Here is a 17248-nt window from a genome sequence, read left to right on the forward strand (position 1 = left end):
ATCAGATCTTTGTTGGGCATGGGCCTAAATCAACTCCAATGAAATTAAAACTGATAGTTCTTGGTATTTTAGTTTTGTCCAGTTGCTCCACGGCAAAGTTGGTGAGCACTTGGAAGAATCCTGACATTGTTCTTTTTGATGCGTACAAGGTATTGGTGGTGGGTATGGCCAAGGATGAAGCCGTACAAATGGATTTTGAGAGCAAACTGGTCAAGAAGTTAGAGGAAAAAGGAGTGGAAGCCATGCGCAGTATAGATCTTTTTGATGTGGATTTTACATCATCGCAAAAGTCGGAAGAAGAACTGTCGGAAGTTGAACAACAATTGTTGGATAAAGATTTCGATGCTATTTTGTTTACCAAGATTGTTGGGGCGGATAGCAAGCGAACCCTCAAGGAAAGAATAAACAATATTGATAGGATGTTCATGCGTTTCAACGCAGATTACTTGGAGCATCAAGACATTTATTACGACCCCGAATATTACGATTCATTCAATATTTACCATCTGGAAACCTCTCTGTACTGTATATGCGTTGGTAAAGAACGGGAGCTGATATGGAGAGGCAATATAGATATGACGGAGTCTCCTAACGTAGATAAGGCTGTAGATACCTACATTAAACTGATCACGGGCGAAATGGAAAAGCAGGATATCATTTTTTATTAACCCATGCCTAAGGCGTCCAGTACGCCAAGAACATCCAATAAAATACAAACAGGGATCGCAATCAAAATAATTACCAAGACAAAGACCATGAATCGCAAGAAAGCGACCATGAGCTTGTTGCCAAAAGAGATTTCATCAGTCATAATAGTGTAATTTACTCCAATGTAAGGAATTAATCACGTATTTGCCACCCTAAATTGATCCATATTCGATTAACGGACAGGTTTTCCTCATGTGCCGTACCCTATCAATGTTCGTCACCCTTTTTTCTGCTGAGCAATTTACCAAGTTCCTCCAAACTAACACCTTTGGTCTCGGGCATCATAAAAACGACCCAGAACAACTGCAGTAACATCATAAAAGCGAAGAAGATAAAAATGGGCCAAGGATTATCCTTGAAAATTCCAATTTCTGCATCCAGAAACGTTGGGGTCAATAGGGTGATGAGCGCGGCAAACACCCAATGTGTTCCAGTTCCCCATGATTGACCGTAGGACCGTACTTTGTTAGGGAATATTTCTGAAATGAAAACCCATATCACAGCTCCCTGACCTATGGCATGTGATGCAATGAAAATGAGAATAAAAATGAGCAACAATACGGAACCTGCATTGGAATAAAAGCACCACGCTACCATGGATAGACTTATGATATACCCAAAAGAACCAATGTACATTAATTGTTTGCGGCCCAATTTGTCTATCAAAGAAATCCCAACAAACGTGAAAATAAGATTAATGATGCCTATGGAGATGGAGCTGAAAAGTGATTCGCCGGAAGCCAGACCTGCCCGCTCCAGTATTTCAGGGGCGTAGTACAATACAAAATTTATTCCCGAAAGTTGGTTGAAGGCCGCAATCAGAAAGGCTAAAATAAGGGGTCTGTTGTATTTGCCGGAGAAGAGCTTGTCCTTTTGCTTGTGAGCCGTTTCCTGAAGGGCCAGTTTTATTTCTGATAACTGCACAACTGCCTGATCTTGTCCTATCCCCAATAAGGTCAAGGAACGGATAACAATGGTTTCTTCATGGTTTTTGAGCAAAAGCCATCTGGGGCTATGTGGAATCTTCAGGACCATAAGGGTATAAATGAGTGCAGGCAATGCCTCAATGCCCAGCATCCAGCGCCATGCTACACCCTCGTTAAATATGGCCCCGATCAGAAAATTGGATACAAAGGCAACCAAGATGCCAAAGACAATATTAAACTGGTACAGAGCAGTAAGCCTGCCACGATTTTCCGCCGTTGAGATTTCGGAGATATAAACCGGTGCCGCCACAGATGAGATTCCAACCCCGACCCCACCAATAAATCGGAAGAATGAAAAACTGTACGCTTCCGGTGCCAATGCCGAACCCAAGGCAGAAATAAAGTAAAGCGCTCCTACCCAGAGCAAGGTTTTTTTTCGGCCCAGTCTATCGCAGGGGATACCTCCCAAAAGAGAGCCCATTACCGTACCCCAAAGCGCCATGGACATAATAAATATGCCATGAAAGGTGAAAATTGAATCTCCCAAAAACCAATTGGTGCCCCAAAGATCTTTAATGGGTTGGTTAGCCCCGGAAATGACCACAGTGTCAAATCCAAATAGAAAACCCGCCAAAGCGGCGGTCAAAGAAATCCTGAAAATACGCTTATCCATGGAGGTCAGTTTTGTTAAAACTAACCAAAATATTTTAAAGTAAATGGGCTATATGCTGCATAATCAAAGGAGTGGCCCCAACGTTTTGTAAAATGTATGTAGCGTTGATTTTTCCTGTTTTTTCCAAAAAATCAGCATCGGTTATCAGTTGATCCAATGCAAGGGCAAATTCTTTTGAAGTGGAAATAGGAATGATTCCCTTAAGTTCCACCAAATCTTCAGCCTCTTTGAAGCCTTTGAAATGGGGGCCAATCAATACGGGTATGCCATACACTGCGGGTTCCAAGGTATTGTGCAGTCCTGTGGCAAACCCTCCACCTACATAGGCCACATTTGCATAACTATAAATTTGGGTGAGAAGGCCAATGGTGTCAATAATCAAAACGTCATAATCTGATAGGGGATGGTTGCCCATGTTGGAATAGCAGATGGTTTTTTTTGAAATGGAGCCCATCAGTCGTTCAATATGTTCGGGTTTAATTTTGTGCGGGGCAAGTACAAATTTCAAATCATGATCGGAAGAATTGATATAGTCCACCAGTATCTTCTCATCTTCAGGCCAAGTGCTGCCGGCCACAAAGCAGGGTTGGGTTCCTTTAAATTGTTCCATAAAATCGAGACGGTTGTCCCGTTTCAAAATTTCATGAACCCTATCAAATCGGGTATCCCCACTTAGGGTACTATTGGTAAAACCAATGGAAGCCAACAAGGTTTTTGAGGTCTCGTTCTGAATAAAGAAGTGGGAAAAACTTTTTAGACTGTTTCGCATAAATCCACCAAACGGCTTAAAAAAGATTTGACGATTTGAGAAAATGGCCGATACCAATATGGTTGGTACATTTCTTTTTTTGAGTTGATGCAGGTAGTTGGGCCAAATTTCATATTTAACGAAAATGGCCAGTGAGGGATTCACCAAATCCAGAAACCGGGATGCATTGGAATGGGTGTCCATGGGAAGATATACCACCACATCAGCAGCTGAGGTGTTCTTTTTTACTTCATAGCCCGATGGGGAAAAAAAGGAAAGTAACAATTTATGGTCGGGGTACTGCAGGCGCAATTGTTCCAAAAGGGGGAGCCCTTGTTCAAACTCTCCCAGTGATGCTACATGCATCCAAATAGATTTGGTGCCTCTTGGGATGGCGGTCTGCACTAATTCGAAGGTTTTTTTTCGCCCCATGACAAAGAGCTTCATTTTGGGCTGAAATAGCGCAATGACCTTCAAGATATGCCATGAAAGATGCATTAGAATGTTGTAAACAAGGCGTAGGACCATCATATTCCGCTAAAATACATTCTTTCGGGAATAGGACATTATGGGATCTTTATTTCTTAATTTTGAGCCATAACTTATCAGCATGAAAAAAATACAGATGGTAGACCTCAAAGGCCAGTATGAAGGCATTAAAAATGAGGTAAACGATTCCATAGCCGAAATCTTGGATTCCTCGGCATTTATCAATGGCCCGCACGTACATGCCTTTCAGAAGGAGTTGGAGGAATATTTGGATGTAAAACACGTAATACCCTGTGCCAACGGTACAGATGCCCTGCAGATTTGCATGATGGGGCTGGGATTGCAACCCGGTGATGAGGTAATTACGGCCGATTTTACCTTTGCGGCCACGGTGGAGGTTATTGCGCTTTTGAACCTGACCCCTGTTTTGGTGGATGTGGAGCCAGATACCTTTAACATTGATATAAAGGCAGTTGAAAAAGCCATTACGCCAAAGACCAAGGCCATTGTTCCGGTTCATTTATTTGGGCAATGTGCCAATATGGATGCCCTCATGGACTTGGCCAAGAAGCATGATTTGTATGTGATTGAGGATAATGCCCAAGCCATTGGGGCCACATATACTTCCGCCAATGGTAAAAAACAGAAAGCCGGAACCATAGGCCATGTTGCGTCAACCTCTTTTTTTCCTTCAAAAAATTTAGGATGCTATGGGGATGGTGGTGCCATATTCACCAATGATGATGATTTGGCCCATATAATAAGAGGGATGGTCAACCATGGCATGTATGAACGGTATTATCATGATGTGGTTGGTGTCAATTCACGATTGGATTCCATTCAGGCGGCGGTGCTGCGCGCCAAACTTCCAAAGTTGGATATGTACAATCAAAAAAGATGGGAGGCTGCCTCTAAATACTCCAAGGCTTTTGAAGGGCAGGAGCACATAGTTGTCCCTAGGATCGTATGTGCTTGTGGCGAGAGCCAAAATAGTTGTGACTGTCATGTTTTCCATCAGTATACGTTACGAATCTTGAATGGCAAAAGAGATGGCTTGGTGCAATATTTAAATAGTAATTCCGTTCCATGTGGAGTGTATTATCCAGTTCCCTTGCACAAGCAAAAAGCTTATGCGGATGCACGATATAATGAAGCTGATTTTCCAGTAACCAATCGGTTGGTGGAGGAAGTGATATCACTTCCCATGCACACTGAATTGGATGATGAGCAGATTCAGTTTATAACCAGTTTGGTTATTGATTTCGTAAACCAATAAACATGAAAATACTTGTAACAGGAGGATTGGGGTACATAGGTTCCCATACTGTTGTTGAATTACAGAACGAAGGCTTTGAAGTGGTTGCCATTGACAATCTCTCCAACTCATCCAAGGATGTTTTGGAAGGTATAGAGGCCATCACAGGAAAGAAACCCATTTTTGAAGAGTTGGATTTAAGGGAAAAAACCAAAGTCCAAGATTTTTTTGCAAGACATGGTGATGTTGCTGGGGTAATCCATTTCGCAGCATCCAAAGCTGTGGGCGAGAGTATGGAAAACCCCTTGCTCTACTACGAAAACAACCTTGGGGTTCTGGTGTACATTTTGCAGGAATTGATTAAAAAGAACAATTCCAATTTTATTTTCAGTTCTTCCTGTACGGTATATGGTGAAGCTGATGAAATGCCCATTACGGAAGATGCACCGGTTAAATCTGCCGAATCTCCCTACGGAAATACAAAACAGGTTGGAGAGGAGATCATTTATGATACATGTCGGGTAAACGCCAACCTAAATGCCATTGCACTTCGTTATTTTAATCCCATTGGCGCACATCCAACGGCACATATTGGGGAACTTCCCATTGGGGTGCCGCAAAACTTGGTGCCTTACATTACACAAACAGGGGTTGGACTTCGAGAGCAGCTTTCTGTGTTTGGTAATGACTACCCTACGGAAGATGGTACCTGTATAAGGGATTACATTCATGTAGTCGATTTGGCAAAAGCCCATGTTGTTGCCTTAAAGCGCTTGATTAATGGGAATAACCAAGAGAACTACGAGGTCTTCAATCTGGGGACAGGAAAAGGAAGCTCGGTATTGGAAGTGATTCAAAGTTTTGAACGCGTGTCAGGAAAAGAACTCAATTATAAGATCGTAGATAGAAGGGCGGGGGATATTATGCAAGCTTATGCAAATACCCAAAAGGCCAATGAAGTGTTGGGTTGGAAAGCCAAATCTTCTTTGGATGAGGCCCTGAAATCTGCATGGGATTGGGAACTTAAAGTAAGAAGATAGAGTTTTTATGATTCATTGGAATAGTGAAGCCTGCCCATTGGACAGGCTTTTTTATTCAAGAGTACTGGGGTTCTGATTTTAGGTTATCACGGAATGGATACTTACATTAGTCAAACTAATTGACTAAACCTTTTAAAATGAAAAAACTCATCTTTCTTTCCGTATTGCTTTTTAGTACCCTGGCATTGGCTCAAGAAACCTATCTCCATTGTGGGCGTTTATTGGATGTGAAATCAGGTAAAATGCTCGCCGAGAAAACCATAATTGTTTCGGGAAATAGTATTAAATCCATTGAGAATGGGTATAAAACTGGCGGTTCGGAAGATACGGTGGTAGATTTGAAGAACAAGACCGTAATGCCCGGATTCATAGATATGCACGTGCATATTGAAGGTCAGTCCAGTCCAAATACCTACATCCAAAGGTTTACTTTAAATGATGCTGATGTAGCATTTCAATCAACGATATATGCCAAAAACACGTTAATGGCAGGCTTTACCACCGTTCGCGATTTAGGTGGGAGCGGGGTCAACATCGCACTTCGAAATGCCATAAACAAAGGGGTTGTTATGGGACCAAGGATTTTTACGGCAGGTAAGGCCATTGGTACAACAGGAGGCCATGCGGATCCAACCAATGGGATGAAGAAAGATTTAATGGGAGACCCCGGTCCCAAGGAAGGGGTGGTTAATTCTCCTGAAGATGGAAAAAAAGCGGTTAGACAACGTTATAAAGATGGGGCGGATGTTATTAAAATCACCGCTACGGGAGGAGTGCTCAGTGTGGCCAAGAGTGGGCAGAACCCGCAATTCACCATTGAAGAAATAAAGGCGATTACAGAAACCGCAAAAGACTACAACATGCTCACTGCGGCCCATGCCCATGGTGATGAAGGAATGCAAAGGGCCATTTTGGGTGGTATCAAAACCATTGAGCATGGAACACTAATGAGTGAGGAAACCATGGATCTCATGGTAAAGCACAATACCTATTTGGTGCCTACGATCACTGCAGGCAAGGAAGTTACTGAAAATGCCAAAAAGCCAGGATACTTTCCAGATGTGGTGGCCAAGAAGGCCAGTGAAATAGGTCCAAAAATTCAAGCTACCTTCCAGAAAGCCTATAAAAAAGGGGTCCCAATTGCTTTTGGAACCGATGCCGCTGTTTTTCCACATGGTGAAAACGCACGCGAATTTGTATACATGGTAGAGGCGGGGATGCCTGTAGTGGAAGCCATAAAATCAGCTACCATTACCAATGCCCAACTTTTGGGGATGGGAGATAGTCTTGGACAGCTCAAGGAAGGGTTTTTGGCAGACATTGTCGCTGTGAACGAAAATCCAGAGAGCGATGTGAATACCTTAAGGAATGTAGTTTTTGTGATGAAAGAAGGTGAAATAGTCAAGTCCGAGTAAATCTTTTTTACCGGATAGGACGTACATACCATATGCTGTCCAACTTTAACAACAGTCTGGAACTTTTGGAAATGGCCCAAAAGGAGCAATTGTACCAGAATCTATTGCTCCAACTGGAAAAGGACTTTGGTTTGGCCAATGTGCCATTCATTCTTCATGAGGGTATCACACCAACCGAACTCAAAAGTCTTCTCCATGAAAAAATCTATGTGCTCATTGTTGAAAAGTTCCCCCAATACCTAAATCTGCTTTATGTGGTGGATATTCCGGAAGAAGAGATTGGAAATTTACCTTTTTCCGATGTAGTGGACCTATCGGCACAAGTGGCATTTCTGGTCTTGAAAAGAGAATGGCAGAAAGTTTGGTACAAACACAAATATCACACCTAAAAGTTTTTTTTGATTAAATGCAACTTTGTAGGCCAACTGTTGTATTTGTTGTATTTTTGATAAAATTTTTAGATAGGTTTTTAGCTATTAGCTGTCCATGGACAAATATTCATTTTTAAACGCAGCACACACCTCATTTTTTGCGGAGCTGTACGATAAATATCTTACGAACCCCGATAGTGTGGAGCCCAGTTGGAGGGCTTTTTTTCAAGGATTTGATTTCGGAATGGAAAGCTCCTTGGAAGATTTGGGGATAGATTCCGGCAATACCGGCACGGTAATTCTTGCCAATGGAAAACAGGTGGAAATGCCCGAAACCCTGCAAAAGGAGTTTCAGGTCATCCGTTTGATAGATGGGTACCGTTCCCGGGGGCACCTCTTTACCAAAACCAACCCGGTAAGGGAAAGAAGAAAGTATGAGCCTACTTTGGACATTGCCAACTTTGGCCTGTCCGAAGCGGATATGGATACCATTTTTGATGCTGGAAAGATTCTGGGAATCGGTTCCACATCTTTGAAGGAAATTGTGGCCCATTTGGAGCGTATTTATTGCGATTCCATTGGAGTGGAATATATGTACATCCGTACCCCTGAACGTATCCAATGGATCCAGGATTGGCTCAACGTAAACGACAACCATCCCAATTTCAATCCGGAAGAAAAAAAGGCCATCCTTAGAAAATTGAATGAGGCCGTTTCCTTTGAAAGCTTTTTGCATACCAAATATGTGGGTCAGAAACGATTTTCTTTGGAAGGTGGAGAGTCTTTGATTCCTGCTTTGGATGCAATCATAGAAAAGGCCGCGGATAGCGGGGTGAAACAATTTGTAATGGGAATGGCCCACCGTGGCCGTTTGAATGTGCTGACCAACATCTTCGGGAAATCTCCCAAGGACATTTTCAGTGAGTTCGATGGAAAAGATTATGAAGAGACCATCTTTGATGGGGATGTAAAGTATCACCTTGGATGGACCTCCATGCGGGAGACCGATTCCGGAAAGATGGTGAACATGAACATTGCGCCCAACCCTTCGCATTTGGAAACCGTAAATGCCATTGTTGAAGGAATAACCCGCGCAAAACAAGACCGTGACCATACCGACAATGTTTCAGAGGTCCTGCCTATTTTGGTGCATGGCGATGCGGCCTTTGCGGCACAAGGTGTGGTTTATGAAATCATACAAATGGCCCGTTTGGACGGGTATGCTACCGGAGGGACTATCCATATCGTGGTAAATAACCAGATCGGGTTTACTACCAACTATCTAGATGCCCGTTCCTCTACCTATTGTACCGATGTGGGCAAGGTTACCCTGTCCCCCGTATTGCACGTCAATGCGGATGATGCCGAAGCTGTGGTGCATGCTTCCATTTTTGCATTGGAGTACAGAATGCGATACAAGCGAGATATTTTCTTGGATCTATTGGGTTATAGAAAATATGGACATAACGAAGGGGATGAGCCGAAGTTCACACAACCTTTGCTGTACAAGTCCATATCCAAGCACCAGAACCCAAGGGATATCTATGCAGAGAAACTGATTGCCGAGGGCATTATTGACAAGGACTACGTAAGAAATCTGGAGGAGGAATACAAAAAGAACCTTGAAGAAAACCTTCTCGATTCCAGAAAAATAGAGAAAACAAGAATAACCCCTTTCATGCAAGATGAATGGGAAGGATTTGGCCAAGTGACCGAAGATACCATGTTGGAAACCATGGATACTTCATACGACCTCAAAAAATTGACGGAAATTGCCAAAGGAATCACTGCGCTTCCTGAAGGCAAGAAGTTTCTGAGAAAGCTGGAGCGATTGGTGGAGGCACGCCATAAAATGTACTTTGAGGACAATCAGTTGGATTGGGCCATGGGTGAACTTTTGGCCTACGGTTCCCTGATCGAGGAAGGCTTTGATGTGCGTATGACGGGTCAAGACGTGGAACGAGGGACTTTCTCCCATCGTCATGCTGTGATCAAGACAGAGATGCACGAGGAAGAGGTAACTTTGTTGAATGAACTTGGGGACAACCAAAATGGGAAGTTCCATATCTATAATTCCTTGTTGTCGGAATATGCGGTAATGGGCTTTGACTATGGGTATTCCATGGCAAGCCCAAAGACCCTTACCATTTGGGAGGCTCAGTTTGGGGATTTCAGTAATGGAGCCCAGATCATTATTGATCAATACCTGTCTTCTGCCGAAGATAAATGGAAATTGCAGAACGGTTTGGTGCTGTTGTTGCCACATGGGTATGAAGGACAAGGAGCTGAACACTCATCCGCCAGAATGGAGCGGTACCTTCAGTTGTGTGCCAAGGACAATATGTATGTAGCAGATGTCACTACTCCGGCCAACCTGTTCCATTTGTTGCGTAGACAGATGAAAGCCGATTACAGGAAACCTTTGGTGGTATTCACGCCGAAGAGTTTGTTGAGGCATCCTAAAGTGGTTTCCACCAAAGAGGAAATGGCCAATGGAAGCTTCCAAATGGTAATCGATGATGCCGAGGCAAAAGCAGCCAAAGTCAAAACATTGGTGTTCTGTACCGGAAAGTTCTATTATGATCTCTTGGATAAACGGGAAGAATTGAAAAGGGATGATGTGGCCTTGGTGCGTGTGGAGCAATTGTTCCCCTTGCCAACAGGTGAGATGCAGAACATCATCAAGAAGTATAAAAATGCAGACGACATTGTTTGGGCTCAAGAAGAACCTAGAAATATGGGTGCTTGGGGGCATTTGATGATGCATTTTGATGAAGCCAAACAATTCAGGGTGGCTTCACGAAGATTTTATGGAGCTCCCGCCGCAGGAAGTGCGGTGCGTTCCCAAAGAAGGCATGCCCAAGTGTTGGAGTATGTCTTTGATAAGAGTAAGGACAATATGTTAATTCGATAATAAAGTATAAACGCGTATAGCATGGTACTAGAAATGAAAGTTCCCTCTCCTGGGGAATCCATTACAGAGGTTGAGATAGCCGAGTGGTTGGTTGAGGATGGAGATTATGTGGAAAAGGATCAAGCCATTGCAGAGGTTGACTCGGACAAGGCAACATTGGAACTTCCTGCGGAAGAAAGTGGAATTATAACGCTAAAAGCTGAAGTAGGGGATGCTGTGGCGGTCGGCGAAGTGGTATGCCTTATTGATACCAGTGCCAAAAAACCGGAAGGAGATGCTCCCAAGGCAGAAGCCAAAGAGGAACCCAAAAAAGAAGAACCTAAGGCAGAAGCCAAGAAAGCCGAGCCTAAAAAGGAAACTTACGCCTCTGGTACACCTTCGCCTGCTGCCAAGAAGATTTTGGATGAAAAAGGGATTGAACCTTCGTCCGTTTCTGGTACGGGTAGAGATGGTCGCATCACCAAAGAAGATGCGGTGCAAGCAGTTCCATCCATGGGTACACCTACTGGAGGGAATAGGGGGGAGACCCGTTCCAAATTGTCCATGCTTCGTAGAAAAGTAGCAGAGCGTTTGGTAGCAGCCAAGAATGAAACCGCGATGTTGACCACCTTCAATGAGGTGGATATGTCTCCTATCTTTGAGCTACGCAATCAGTACAAGGAAGAATTTAAGGAAAAGCACGGCGTAGGTTTGGGCTTTATGTCATTCTTCACCAAGGCGGTTATCCGAGCATTGCAAATGTATCCTGCCGTAAATTCTATGATCGATGGCAAGGAGATGATCACCTATGATTTCTGCGATATCAGTATTGCTGTTTCCGGGCCCAAAGGTCTTATGGTACCTGTAATCCGAAATGCGGAAAACTTGACCTTTAGGGGTGTTGAAGCTGAAGTAAAGCGTTTGGCGCTTAGGGCAAGGGATGGCCAAATTACCGTTGATGAAATGACAGGTGGTACCTTTACCATTTCCAATGGAGGGGTATTTGGTTCCATGTTGTCCACACCCATCATCAACCCACCACAAAGTGGGATTTTAGGAATGCACAACATTGTAGAGCGACCCATTGTAAGAGATGGTGCCATTGCCATTGCGCCTATCATGTATGTGGCATTGTCCTACGATCATAGAATCATTGACGGAAAAGAGTCCGTTGGTTTCTTGGTAGCGGTCAAGGAAGCTTTGGAAAGCCCGGTGGAGCTGTTGATGGATGGTGATGTGAAAAAAGCTCTGGAGCTTTAAATCGTAGGGTTTTAGTGAGGTTAATGTGGATGCCTCTCTTTCAAACAACTTAAAGTATCGAAAAATGCTGATTACCAACAGCACCAGAAACGATATTCCCGAAATTTTTAGGCTTTATAAACTGGCCACCGATTTTCAGAAAGTGAAGTTTCCTGAGAACCAGTGGCCTGAATTTAGCCATGAATTAGTGGTTACAGAGGTCGATGACAACCGACAATTTAAGTTGTTGATCAATGGTGAGATTGCTTGCGTGTGGGCCATAACATTCAGGGACCCCCAAATCTGGGAGGAAAAGGACAACGAATTTTCCATATATATCCATAGAATTGCTACCAACCCAAATTTTAGGGGCGGGAATTTTGTTGCAAAGATTTTGGATTGGGCCACCGATTTTGCGAAAGCCACCGATAAGAAATTTATCCGAATGGATACGTGTGGAAAAAATGATGGCCTAATAGGACATTATACCAAAAGTGGCTTTGAATTTTTAGGAATTCGGAAGCTTAAGAATACTTCAGATTTGCCGGTTCACTACCACAATGCAGATGTTTGCTTTTTTGAAAAGAAATTGAGGTGAAGGTGTCTACTTTAATTTTAGATAAAGGCATTTTTTATCATAATCAATAACAGCGTTACCTTTTTTAAGAATATCGGCCCCAATAATGCCATCTACAGGTAACGCATTGTGGGAGGTAAGGGCTTTGTTTACATGTACTAGATCAAAGAGAACGATTTTAAGCCGACTCTTTTTCCAATCCCCTATTTTGATTTTGTTTTTGGTAGAAATCAAGGTTTCCATTTCGGTGGCCCCAGCTCCTGCGGCTTTTACATCGGTGCTTTCGGAAACCATCTTGAAAAAATCAATCCTGTCCATTCCCACACAAGTGTTGGAAGCTCCGGTGTCTAGGATAAATCTACCGGTGATCCCATTGATTTTGGCAGCAAGTTCAAAATGGTTGGTCTCCGTGAAAGACAGGGGTATCTTAGTGTAGCTTTTGGATTCAAGAAATTTTTTAAGTGATGCCATATGGTTGATTGAGAGATGTCATCCTGAGCCCAGTCGAAGCATCTATGTGTAATATGCAAAACAAAGTTTTGGAAGGTCTAAGATAAGCCTATTTTTGCGATATGATTATAACAGATACCCACACCCATCTTTATAGCGAGGCCTTTGACGGTGATAGAAAAGAAATGATGCAGCGTGCGGTGGATGCCGGGGTGCAGCGTTTCTTCATTCCCGCCATTGATTCCACCTATACCCAATCCATGTTGGATTTGGAAAAGGAATATCCAGAAAATGTGTTTTTAATGATGGGATTGCATCCTACACACGTCAAAGAAAACTACAAGGAGGAATTGGTACAGGTCGAGGAATGGTTGTCCAAACGGAAGTTTTATGCCGTTGGCGAAATAGGTATCGACCTATATTGGGACAAAACTTTTTTGAAGCAACAGCAAGATGCTTTCGTGTATCAAATACGTCTAGCCAAGAAACATGGTTTGCCTATTGTGATCCATTGTCGGGAATCGTTTGATGAAATCTTTGAGATTCTCGAGCAGGAAAAAGGAGATGGTCTATTTGGAATTTTTCATTGTTTTACGGGAACTTTGGAGCAAGCCCATCAAGCCATTTCCTATGGTATGAAATTGGGGATTGGCGGGGTGGCCACTTATAAAAATGGAAAAATCGACCAATTTTTAGATCAAATCGATTTGGAACATATAGTTTTGGAAACGGATTCGCCGTATTTGGCTCCAGTTCCATATAGGGGAAAGCGAAATGAAAGCGCCTATATTAGTAAGGTGTTGGAAAAGCTATCGGATATCTATGGAAAATCCATTGAAGAAATTGCGTCAGTGACCACCAAGAATTCCCAAAAGGTATTTGATATATGACCGTGAAGCAAAAAAGCAATATTCTACTAATCTATACCGGAGGCACCATTGGTATGGTTAAGGATTATAAGACCGGGGCTTTGCGTGCTTTCAATTTTGATGAGCTCATCAAGAATATCCCTGAGTTGAACCAATTGGATTGTACCTTGACCGGAGTTTCATTTGAAAAGCCTATAGATTCATCCAATATGAATCCAAGGTATTGGGCCACAATAGCTTCAATGATTGAAGAAAACTATGCGGATTATGATGGTTTTGTTGTGCTTCACGGAAGCGATACCATGAGCTATTCCGCATCGGCCTTGAGCTTTATGTTGGAGAACCTGACCAAGCCAGTCATCTTCACGGGGTCTCAATTGCCTATTGGCGATTTGCGAACCGATGCCAAGGAGAATTTGATAACATCAATTCAGATTGCGGCCCTGCAAGAAAATGGGAAGCCTGTAGTGCAGGAGGTGTGTCTGTACTTCGAATATAAGTTATACCGGGCCAATAGGACCACTAAAATCAATGCAGAACATTTTGAGGCATTTGCTTCCCTTAATCATCCACCTTTGGTGGAGTCAGGGGTGCATTTAAATGTGCACTATGGCAATCTACTGCCCAGAACGCCCAAGCACAAAATCTTTCAAGTTCACAAGAATATGGACGATAATGTCGCTATCTTAAAATTATTTCCAGGTTTGAACAAGGAGGTTTTACGATCTGTATTGAACATTTCGGGTTTAAGAGCGTTGGTTTTGGAGACATACGGTGCTGGAAACGCCCCGATGGATGAATGGTTTTTGGAAGAATTGAAAATAGCCGTTAAAAAAGGATTGCACATAATTAACGTAACCCAATGCTCTGGGGGAAGTGTGTCCATGGGTCATTACGAGACCAGTGAAAAGCTTCAGGAAATGCAACTGGTTAATGGAAAGGATATTACAACTGAAGCAGCCATAACAAAGGCCATGTACCTATTGGGGAGTGATATTTCGGACGAATTGTTCAAAACCATTTTTGAAACATCACTACGCGGGGAAATGCTGTAAAATTAACGCCTCAAATTTCTAAAACTGATTATTTTTTCGTTTATTGGTCGACCCAATTGACAATTAGAGAGGTGGCCGAGTGGTCGAAGGCGCACGCCTGGAAAGTGTGTATACACCAAAAGTGTATCGAGGGTTCGAATCCCTTCCTCTCTGCTAGGTATTTTAATTTTTCAATTATAAAATTTTTATATCTTTAACATTATTAACTAACTAAATTTAAGTTTAAGAGAAATGAAAAAAGTATCCTTTACTCTGGCTGCTGCCGGAATGTTTGTTTTGGGAACAACAACTGCATCGGCTGCTATGTTGCAAGATGAAGCTGCTGCTGAAGCCAGCAAAGGTTTCACCCAAGTATTGAAAGAACAGTTTATTCAAGGAGGCCCTGCTTTTATGGGGATTGTACTTCTATGTCTAATCTTGGGATTGGCTGTTGCCATTGAGAGAATTATTTATTTGAATTTGGCAACCACTAATTCCGCTAAACTAAAGCAGCAAGTTGAGGACGCCTTGGCTTCTGGAGGTGTAGAGGCCGCCAAAGAAGTTTGTAGGAACACCAAAGGACCCGTTGCTTCCATCTTCTACCAAGGATTGGATAGAGCAGGTGAAGGTTTGGAGTCTGCAGAAAAAGCTGTTGTAGCTTATGGAGGTGTACAGATGGGACAATTGGAGAAGAACGTTTCTTGGTTGTCTTTGTTTATCGCTATTGCGCCCATGCTTGGGTTCATGGGTACGGTAATCGGTATGATTCAGGCCTTCCAGAAAATTGCAGCAGTAGGTAACTTGAGTGCATCTTTGATTGCTGGTGATATCCAGGTAGCACTTTTGACCACGGTATTTGGTCTTATTGTTGCGATCATCCTACAGATTTTCTATAACTATATCATTGCAAAAATCGATAGTATCGTAAACGACATGGAAGACTCCTCCATATCCTTGATTGATATGTTGGCAGCACACAAGAAATAATTACGGAACTAAAACTATCGAGAGTCATGAATAAAATAATTAAAATAGCGCTTATTGTCATCGGGTTGATAGCGGCCGTTCTTTGGTTCTCTTTGCCATCAGCTGATGATCCAAATGCCATCAGTAGTGGTGCCATGAACTTTATGTTCGTGATCATGTACATATTGTTGGCCATAGCCGTCGTATCAGCAGTGTTTTTTGGACTCAAAAAATTGTTGACCACGCCTGGAAGCATTAAAAAGGCCTTGTTCGCCATAGGTGGATTGGCCATAATCGTGGCGGTATCTTACGGACTTTCCTCAGATAACATGGCTGTTGTTGAAGCTATGTCCCAAAGAGGAATTGAAACTACCGAGGGTACTGTAAAGAACATTGGAATGGGACTGAATGTGTTTTTCATCCTAACGGTATTGGCCGTACTTCTTATGGTTTTGCCCGGATTGAAGAAAATGTTCGTTAAGTAAAAAGTTAAGTTATGCCTAGAAGAAAAGGAGCCCCGGAAGTAAATGCCGGTTCCATGGCAGACATAGCGTTCCTCTTGTTGATATTTTTCTTGGTGACCACCACCATTGAAACTGATGCAGGATTGGATCGTATGTTACCGCCCATTGAGCCGCCCGAAGAAGACGTAATCATCAAGCAGAAGAACATTTTTACGGTGAATATCAACAAGAATGGTCAATTGCTAGTGGAGGACGAATTGATGAATCTGAAGAACTTAAGAAATGCGGCTACAGCATTTCTGGAGAACAACGCGGATGGGAGCTGTAACTACTGTAAGGGTAGAAAGGATGCAGCTTCATCAGATAACCCAACAAAAGCGATTATTTCTTTAAAGAATGACCGGGAGACCAAATACAGTACTTATATAACCGTTCAAAACGAATTGGTAGGTGCCTATAACGATTTGCGTAACCGGGAAGCCCAGCGTCTGTACAATCAGGATTTTACAAAAATGGAGGCTGAGTATTTAAACCCAGAAACGCCATCTGCAGTTCGGGATGATTTGAAGGATAAGGTAAAGCGTATTCAAGATATGTTTCCACAGAAGCTTTCTGAAGCAGAAACATCAACCAATTAAAACTATAGTATGGCTAAGTTTACAAAAAAGAAAGACGGGGATTTGCCAGCGGTTTCAACTGCTTCACTTCCTGATATTGTCTTTATGTTGCTGTTCTTTTTTATGACGGTGACCACCATGAAAGATAGTTCCCTGTTGGTTGAGAATACACTTCCAAATGCAACGGAAATCAAAAAGTTGGAGAAAAAAGATCGTGTGATTTATATCTACGTTGGAAAACCAACCCAAGAATATCAAAGTGTATTTGGAACAGAACCAAGGATCCAATTGAATGACAAGTTTGCGAATGTTGATGAAGTTGGATCATACATCTTGGCCGAACGTGCCAATAAACCGCAGGAACTTCAAAATGTATTGACTACTGCCCTAAAGGTTGACAAAAATGCGAATATGGGTCTTATAACCGATATTAAGCAACAACTTAGAGAAGTAAATGCCCTAAAGGTCAACTATACGACCTATGAAGGCGATGCTTTCAATAATTTGCAGTAAA

At 42.6% G+C, this 17248-nt stretch carries 18 protein-coding genes and 1 tRNA gene; 15 read left to right on the forward strand and 4 right to left on the reverse strand.

Annotated elements, in window-relative coordinates; translation table 11 throughout:
* The first annotated feature begins 38 nt into the window (after window positions 1-38).
* Complete coding sequence (locus tag EZV76_RS11175) at window positions 39-668, forward strand: hypothetical protein (RefSeq protein WP_136566649.1); 630 nt, start codon at window positions 39-41, stop codon at window positions 666-668.
* On the opposite strand, the gene EZV76_RS17075 is transcribed toward EZV76_RS11175, so the two are convergent.
* From EZV76_RS17075 to EZV76_RS11185, 3 genes are all read right to left on the reverse strand, one after another.
* Complete coding sequence (locus EZV76_RS17075; RefSeq protein WP_161594410.1) at window positions 665-811, reverse strand: hypothetical protein; 147 nt, start codon at window positions 809-811, stop codon at window positions 665-667. The genes EZV76_RS11175 and EZV76_RS17075 overlap by 4 nt on opposite strands.
* A 104-nt stretch (window positions 812-915) precedes the next feature.
* Window positions 916-2307: a sugar porter family MFS transporter gene (locus EZV76_RS11180; protein WP_136566650.1), complete on the reverse strand. Its 1392-nt coding sequence runs from the start codon at window positions 2305-2307 to the stop codon at window positions 916-918.
* 34 nt (window positions 2308-2341) lie between these two features.
* Entirely contained in the window at window positions 2342-3487 is a 1146-nt protein-coding gene (locus tag EZV76_RS11185) for a 3-deoxy-D-manno-octulosonic acid transferase (RefSeq protein WP_313790961.1), read from the reverse strand.
* Between the two features lie 178 nt (window positions 3488-3665).
* Here EZV76_RS11185 and EZV76_RS11190 point away from each other — a divergent pair, with 178 nt between their 5' ends.
* From EZV76_RS11190 to EZV76_RS11220, 7 genes are all read left to right on the forward strand, one after another.
* Window positions 3666-4820, forward strand: a complete 1155-nt coding sequence (locus tag EZV76_RS11190; protein WP_136566651.1) for a DegT/DnrJ/EryC1/StrS family aminotransferase — start codon at window positions 3666-3668, stop codon at window positions 4818-4820.
* Window positions 4821-4822: 2 nt separating this feature from the next.
* A complete protein-coding gene (galE, locus tag EZV76_RS11195; RefSeq protein ID WP_136566652.1) occupies window positions 4823-5839 on the forward strand; it encodes a UDP-glucose 4-epimerase GalE in 1017 nt (338 codons plus the stop codon).
* Window positions 5840-5976: 137 nt separating this feature from the next.
* The gene (locus tag EZV76_RS11200) at window positions 5977-7254 is read left to right on the forward strand and encodes a metal-dependent hydrolase family protein (RefSeq protein WP_136566653.1); all 1278 of its coding nucleotides are present in this window, start codon (window positions 5977-5979) and stop codon (window positions 7252-7254) included.
* A 32-nt stretch (window positions 7255-7286) separates the two neighbouring features.
* Window positions 7287-7643: a hypothetical protein gene (locus EZV76_RS11205; protein ID WP_136566654.1), complete on the forward strand. Its 357-nt coding sequence runs from the start codon at window positions 7287-7289 to the stop codon at window positions 7641-7643.
* Window positions 7644-7740: 97 nt separating this feature from the next.
* The gene (locus EZV76_RS11210) at window positions 7741-10539 is read left to right on the forward strand and encodes a 2-oxoglutarate dehydrogenase E1 component (RefSeq protein WP_136566655.1); all 2799 of its coding nucleotides are present in this window, start codon (window positions 7741-7743) and stop codon (window positions 10537-10539) included.
* Between the two features lie 21 nt (window positions 10540-10560).
* Window positions 10561-11778 carry a 2-oxoglutarate dehydrogenase complex dihydrolipoyllysine-residue succinyltransferase gene (gene odhB / locus EZV76_RS11215; RefSeq protein ID WP_136566656.1) on the forward strand — a complete coding sequence of 406 codons (1218 nt, stop codon included), beginning with the start codon at window positions 10561-10563 and terminating at the stop codon, window positions 11776-11778.
* A gap of 64 nt (window positions 11779-11842) precedes the next feature.
* The gene (locus EZV76_RS11220) at window positions 11843-12355 is read left to right on the forward strand and encodes a GNAT family N-acetyltransferase (RefSeq protein ID WP_136566657.1); all 513 of its coding nucleotides are present in this window, start codon (window positions 11843-11845) and stop codon (window positions 12353-12355) included.
* Between the two features lie 6 nt (window positions 12356-12361).
* On the opposite strand, the gene EZV76_RS11225 is transcribed toward EZV76_RS11220, so the two are convergent.
* Complete coding sequence (locus EZV76_RS11225; RefSeq protein ID WP_136566658.1) at window positions 12362-12805, reverse strand: retropepsin-like aspartic protease; 444 nt, start codon at window positions 12803-12805, stop codon at window positions 12362-12364.
* Between the two features lie 101 nt (window positions 12806-12906).
* Here EZV76_RS11225 and EZV76_RS11230 point away from each other — a divergent pair, with 101 nt between their 5' ends.
* From EZV76_RS11230 to EZV76_RS11260, 7 genes are all read left to right on the forward strand, one after another.
* Complete coding sequence (locus EZV76_RS11230) at window positions 12907-13674, forward strand: TatD family hydrolase (protein WP_136566659.1); 768 nt, start codon at window positions 12907-12909, stop codon at window positions 13672-13674.
* Window positions 13671-14708, forward strand: coding sequence for an asparaginase (locus EZV76_RS11235; RefSeq protein WP_439107973.1), 1038 nt, complete (start codon window positions 13671-13673; stop codon window positions 14706-14708). Before EZV76_RS11230 ends, EZV76_RS11235 begins: the two co-directional genes overlap by 4 nt.
* Window positions 14709-14773: 65 nt before the next feature.
* Window positions 14774-14861 (forward strand) — tRNA-Ser (locus EZV76_RS11240).
* 78 nt (window positions 14862-14939) lie between these two features.
* Window positions 14940-15674 (forward strand): MotA/TolQ/ExbB proton channel family protein, encoded by a 735-nt coding sequence (locus EZV76_RS11245; protein WP_136566660.1) that lies wholly within the window; start codon window positions 14940-14942, stop codon window positions 15672-15674.
* 26 nt (window positions 15675-15700) lie between these two features.
* A complete protein-coding gene (locus EZV76_RS11250; protein ID WP_136566661.1) occupies window positions 15701-16138 on the forward strand; it encodes a hypothetical protein in 438 nt (145 codons plus the stop codon).
* Window positions 16139-16149: 11 nt separating this feature from the next.
* Complete coding sequence (locus EZV76_RS11255) at window positions 16150-16755, forward strand: ExbD/TolR family protein (RefSeq protein WP_136566662.1); 606 nt, start codon at window positions 16150-16152, stop codon at window positions 16753-16755.
* A gap of 9 nt (window positions 16756-16764) precedes the next feature.
* Window positions 16765-17247, forward strand: a complete 483-nt coding sequence (locus tag EZV76_RS11260) for an ExbD/TolR family protein (RefSeq protein ID WP_136566663.1) — start codon at window positions 16765-16767, stop codon at window positions 17245-17247.
* The last annotated feature ends 1 nt before the right edge of the window (window position 17248 follow it).

It is taken from the genome of Flagellimonas alvinocaridis (assembly GCF_004916895.1).
GTDB classification, from domain to species: Bacteria; Bacteroidota; Bacteroidia; order Flavobacteriales; family Flavobacteriaceae; genus Flagellimonas; species Flagellimonas alvinocaridis.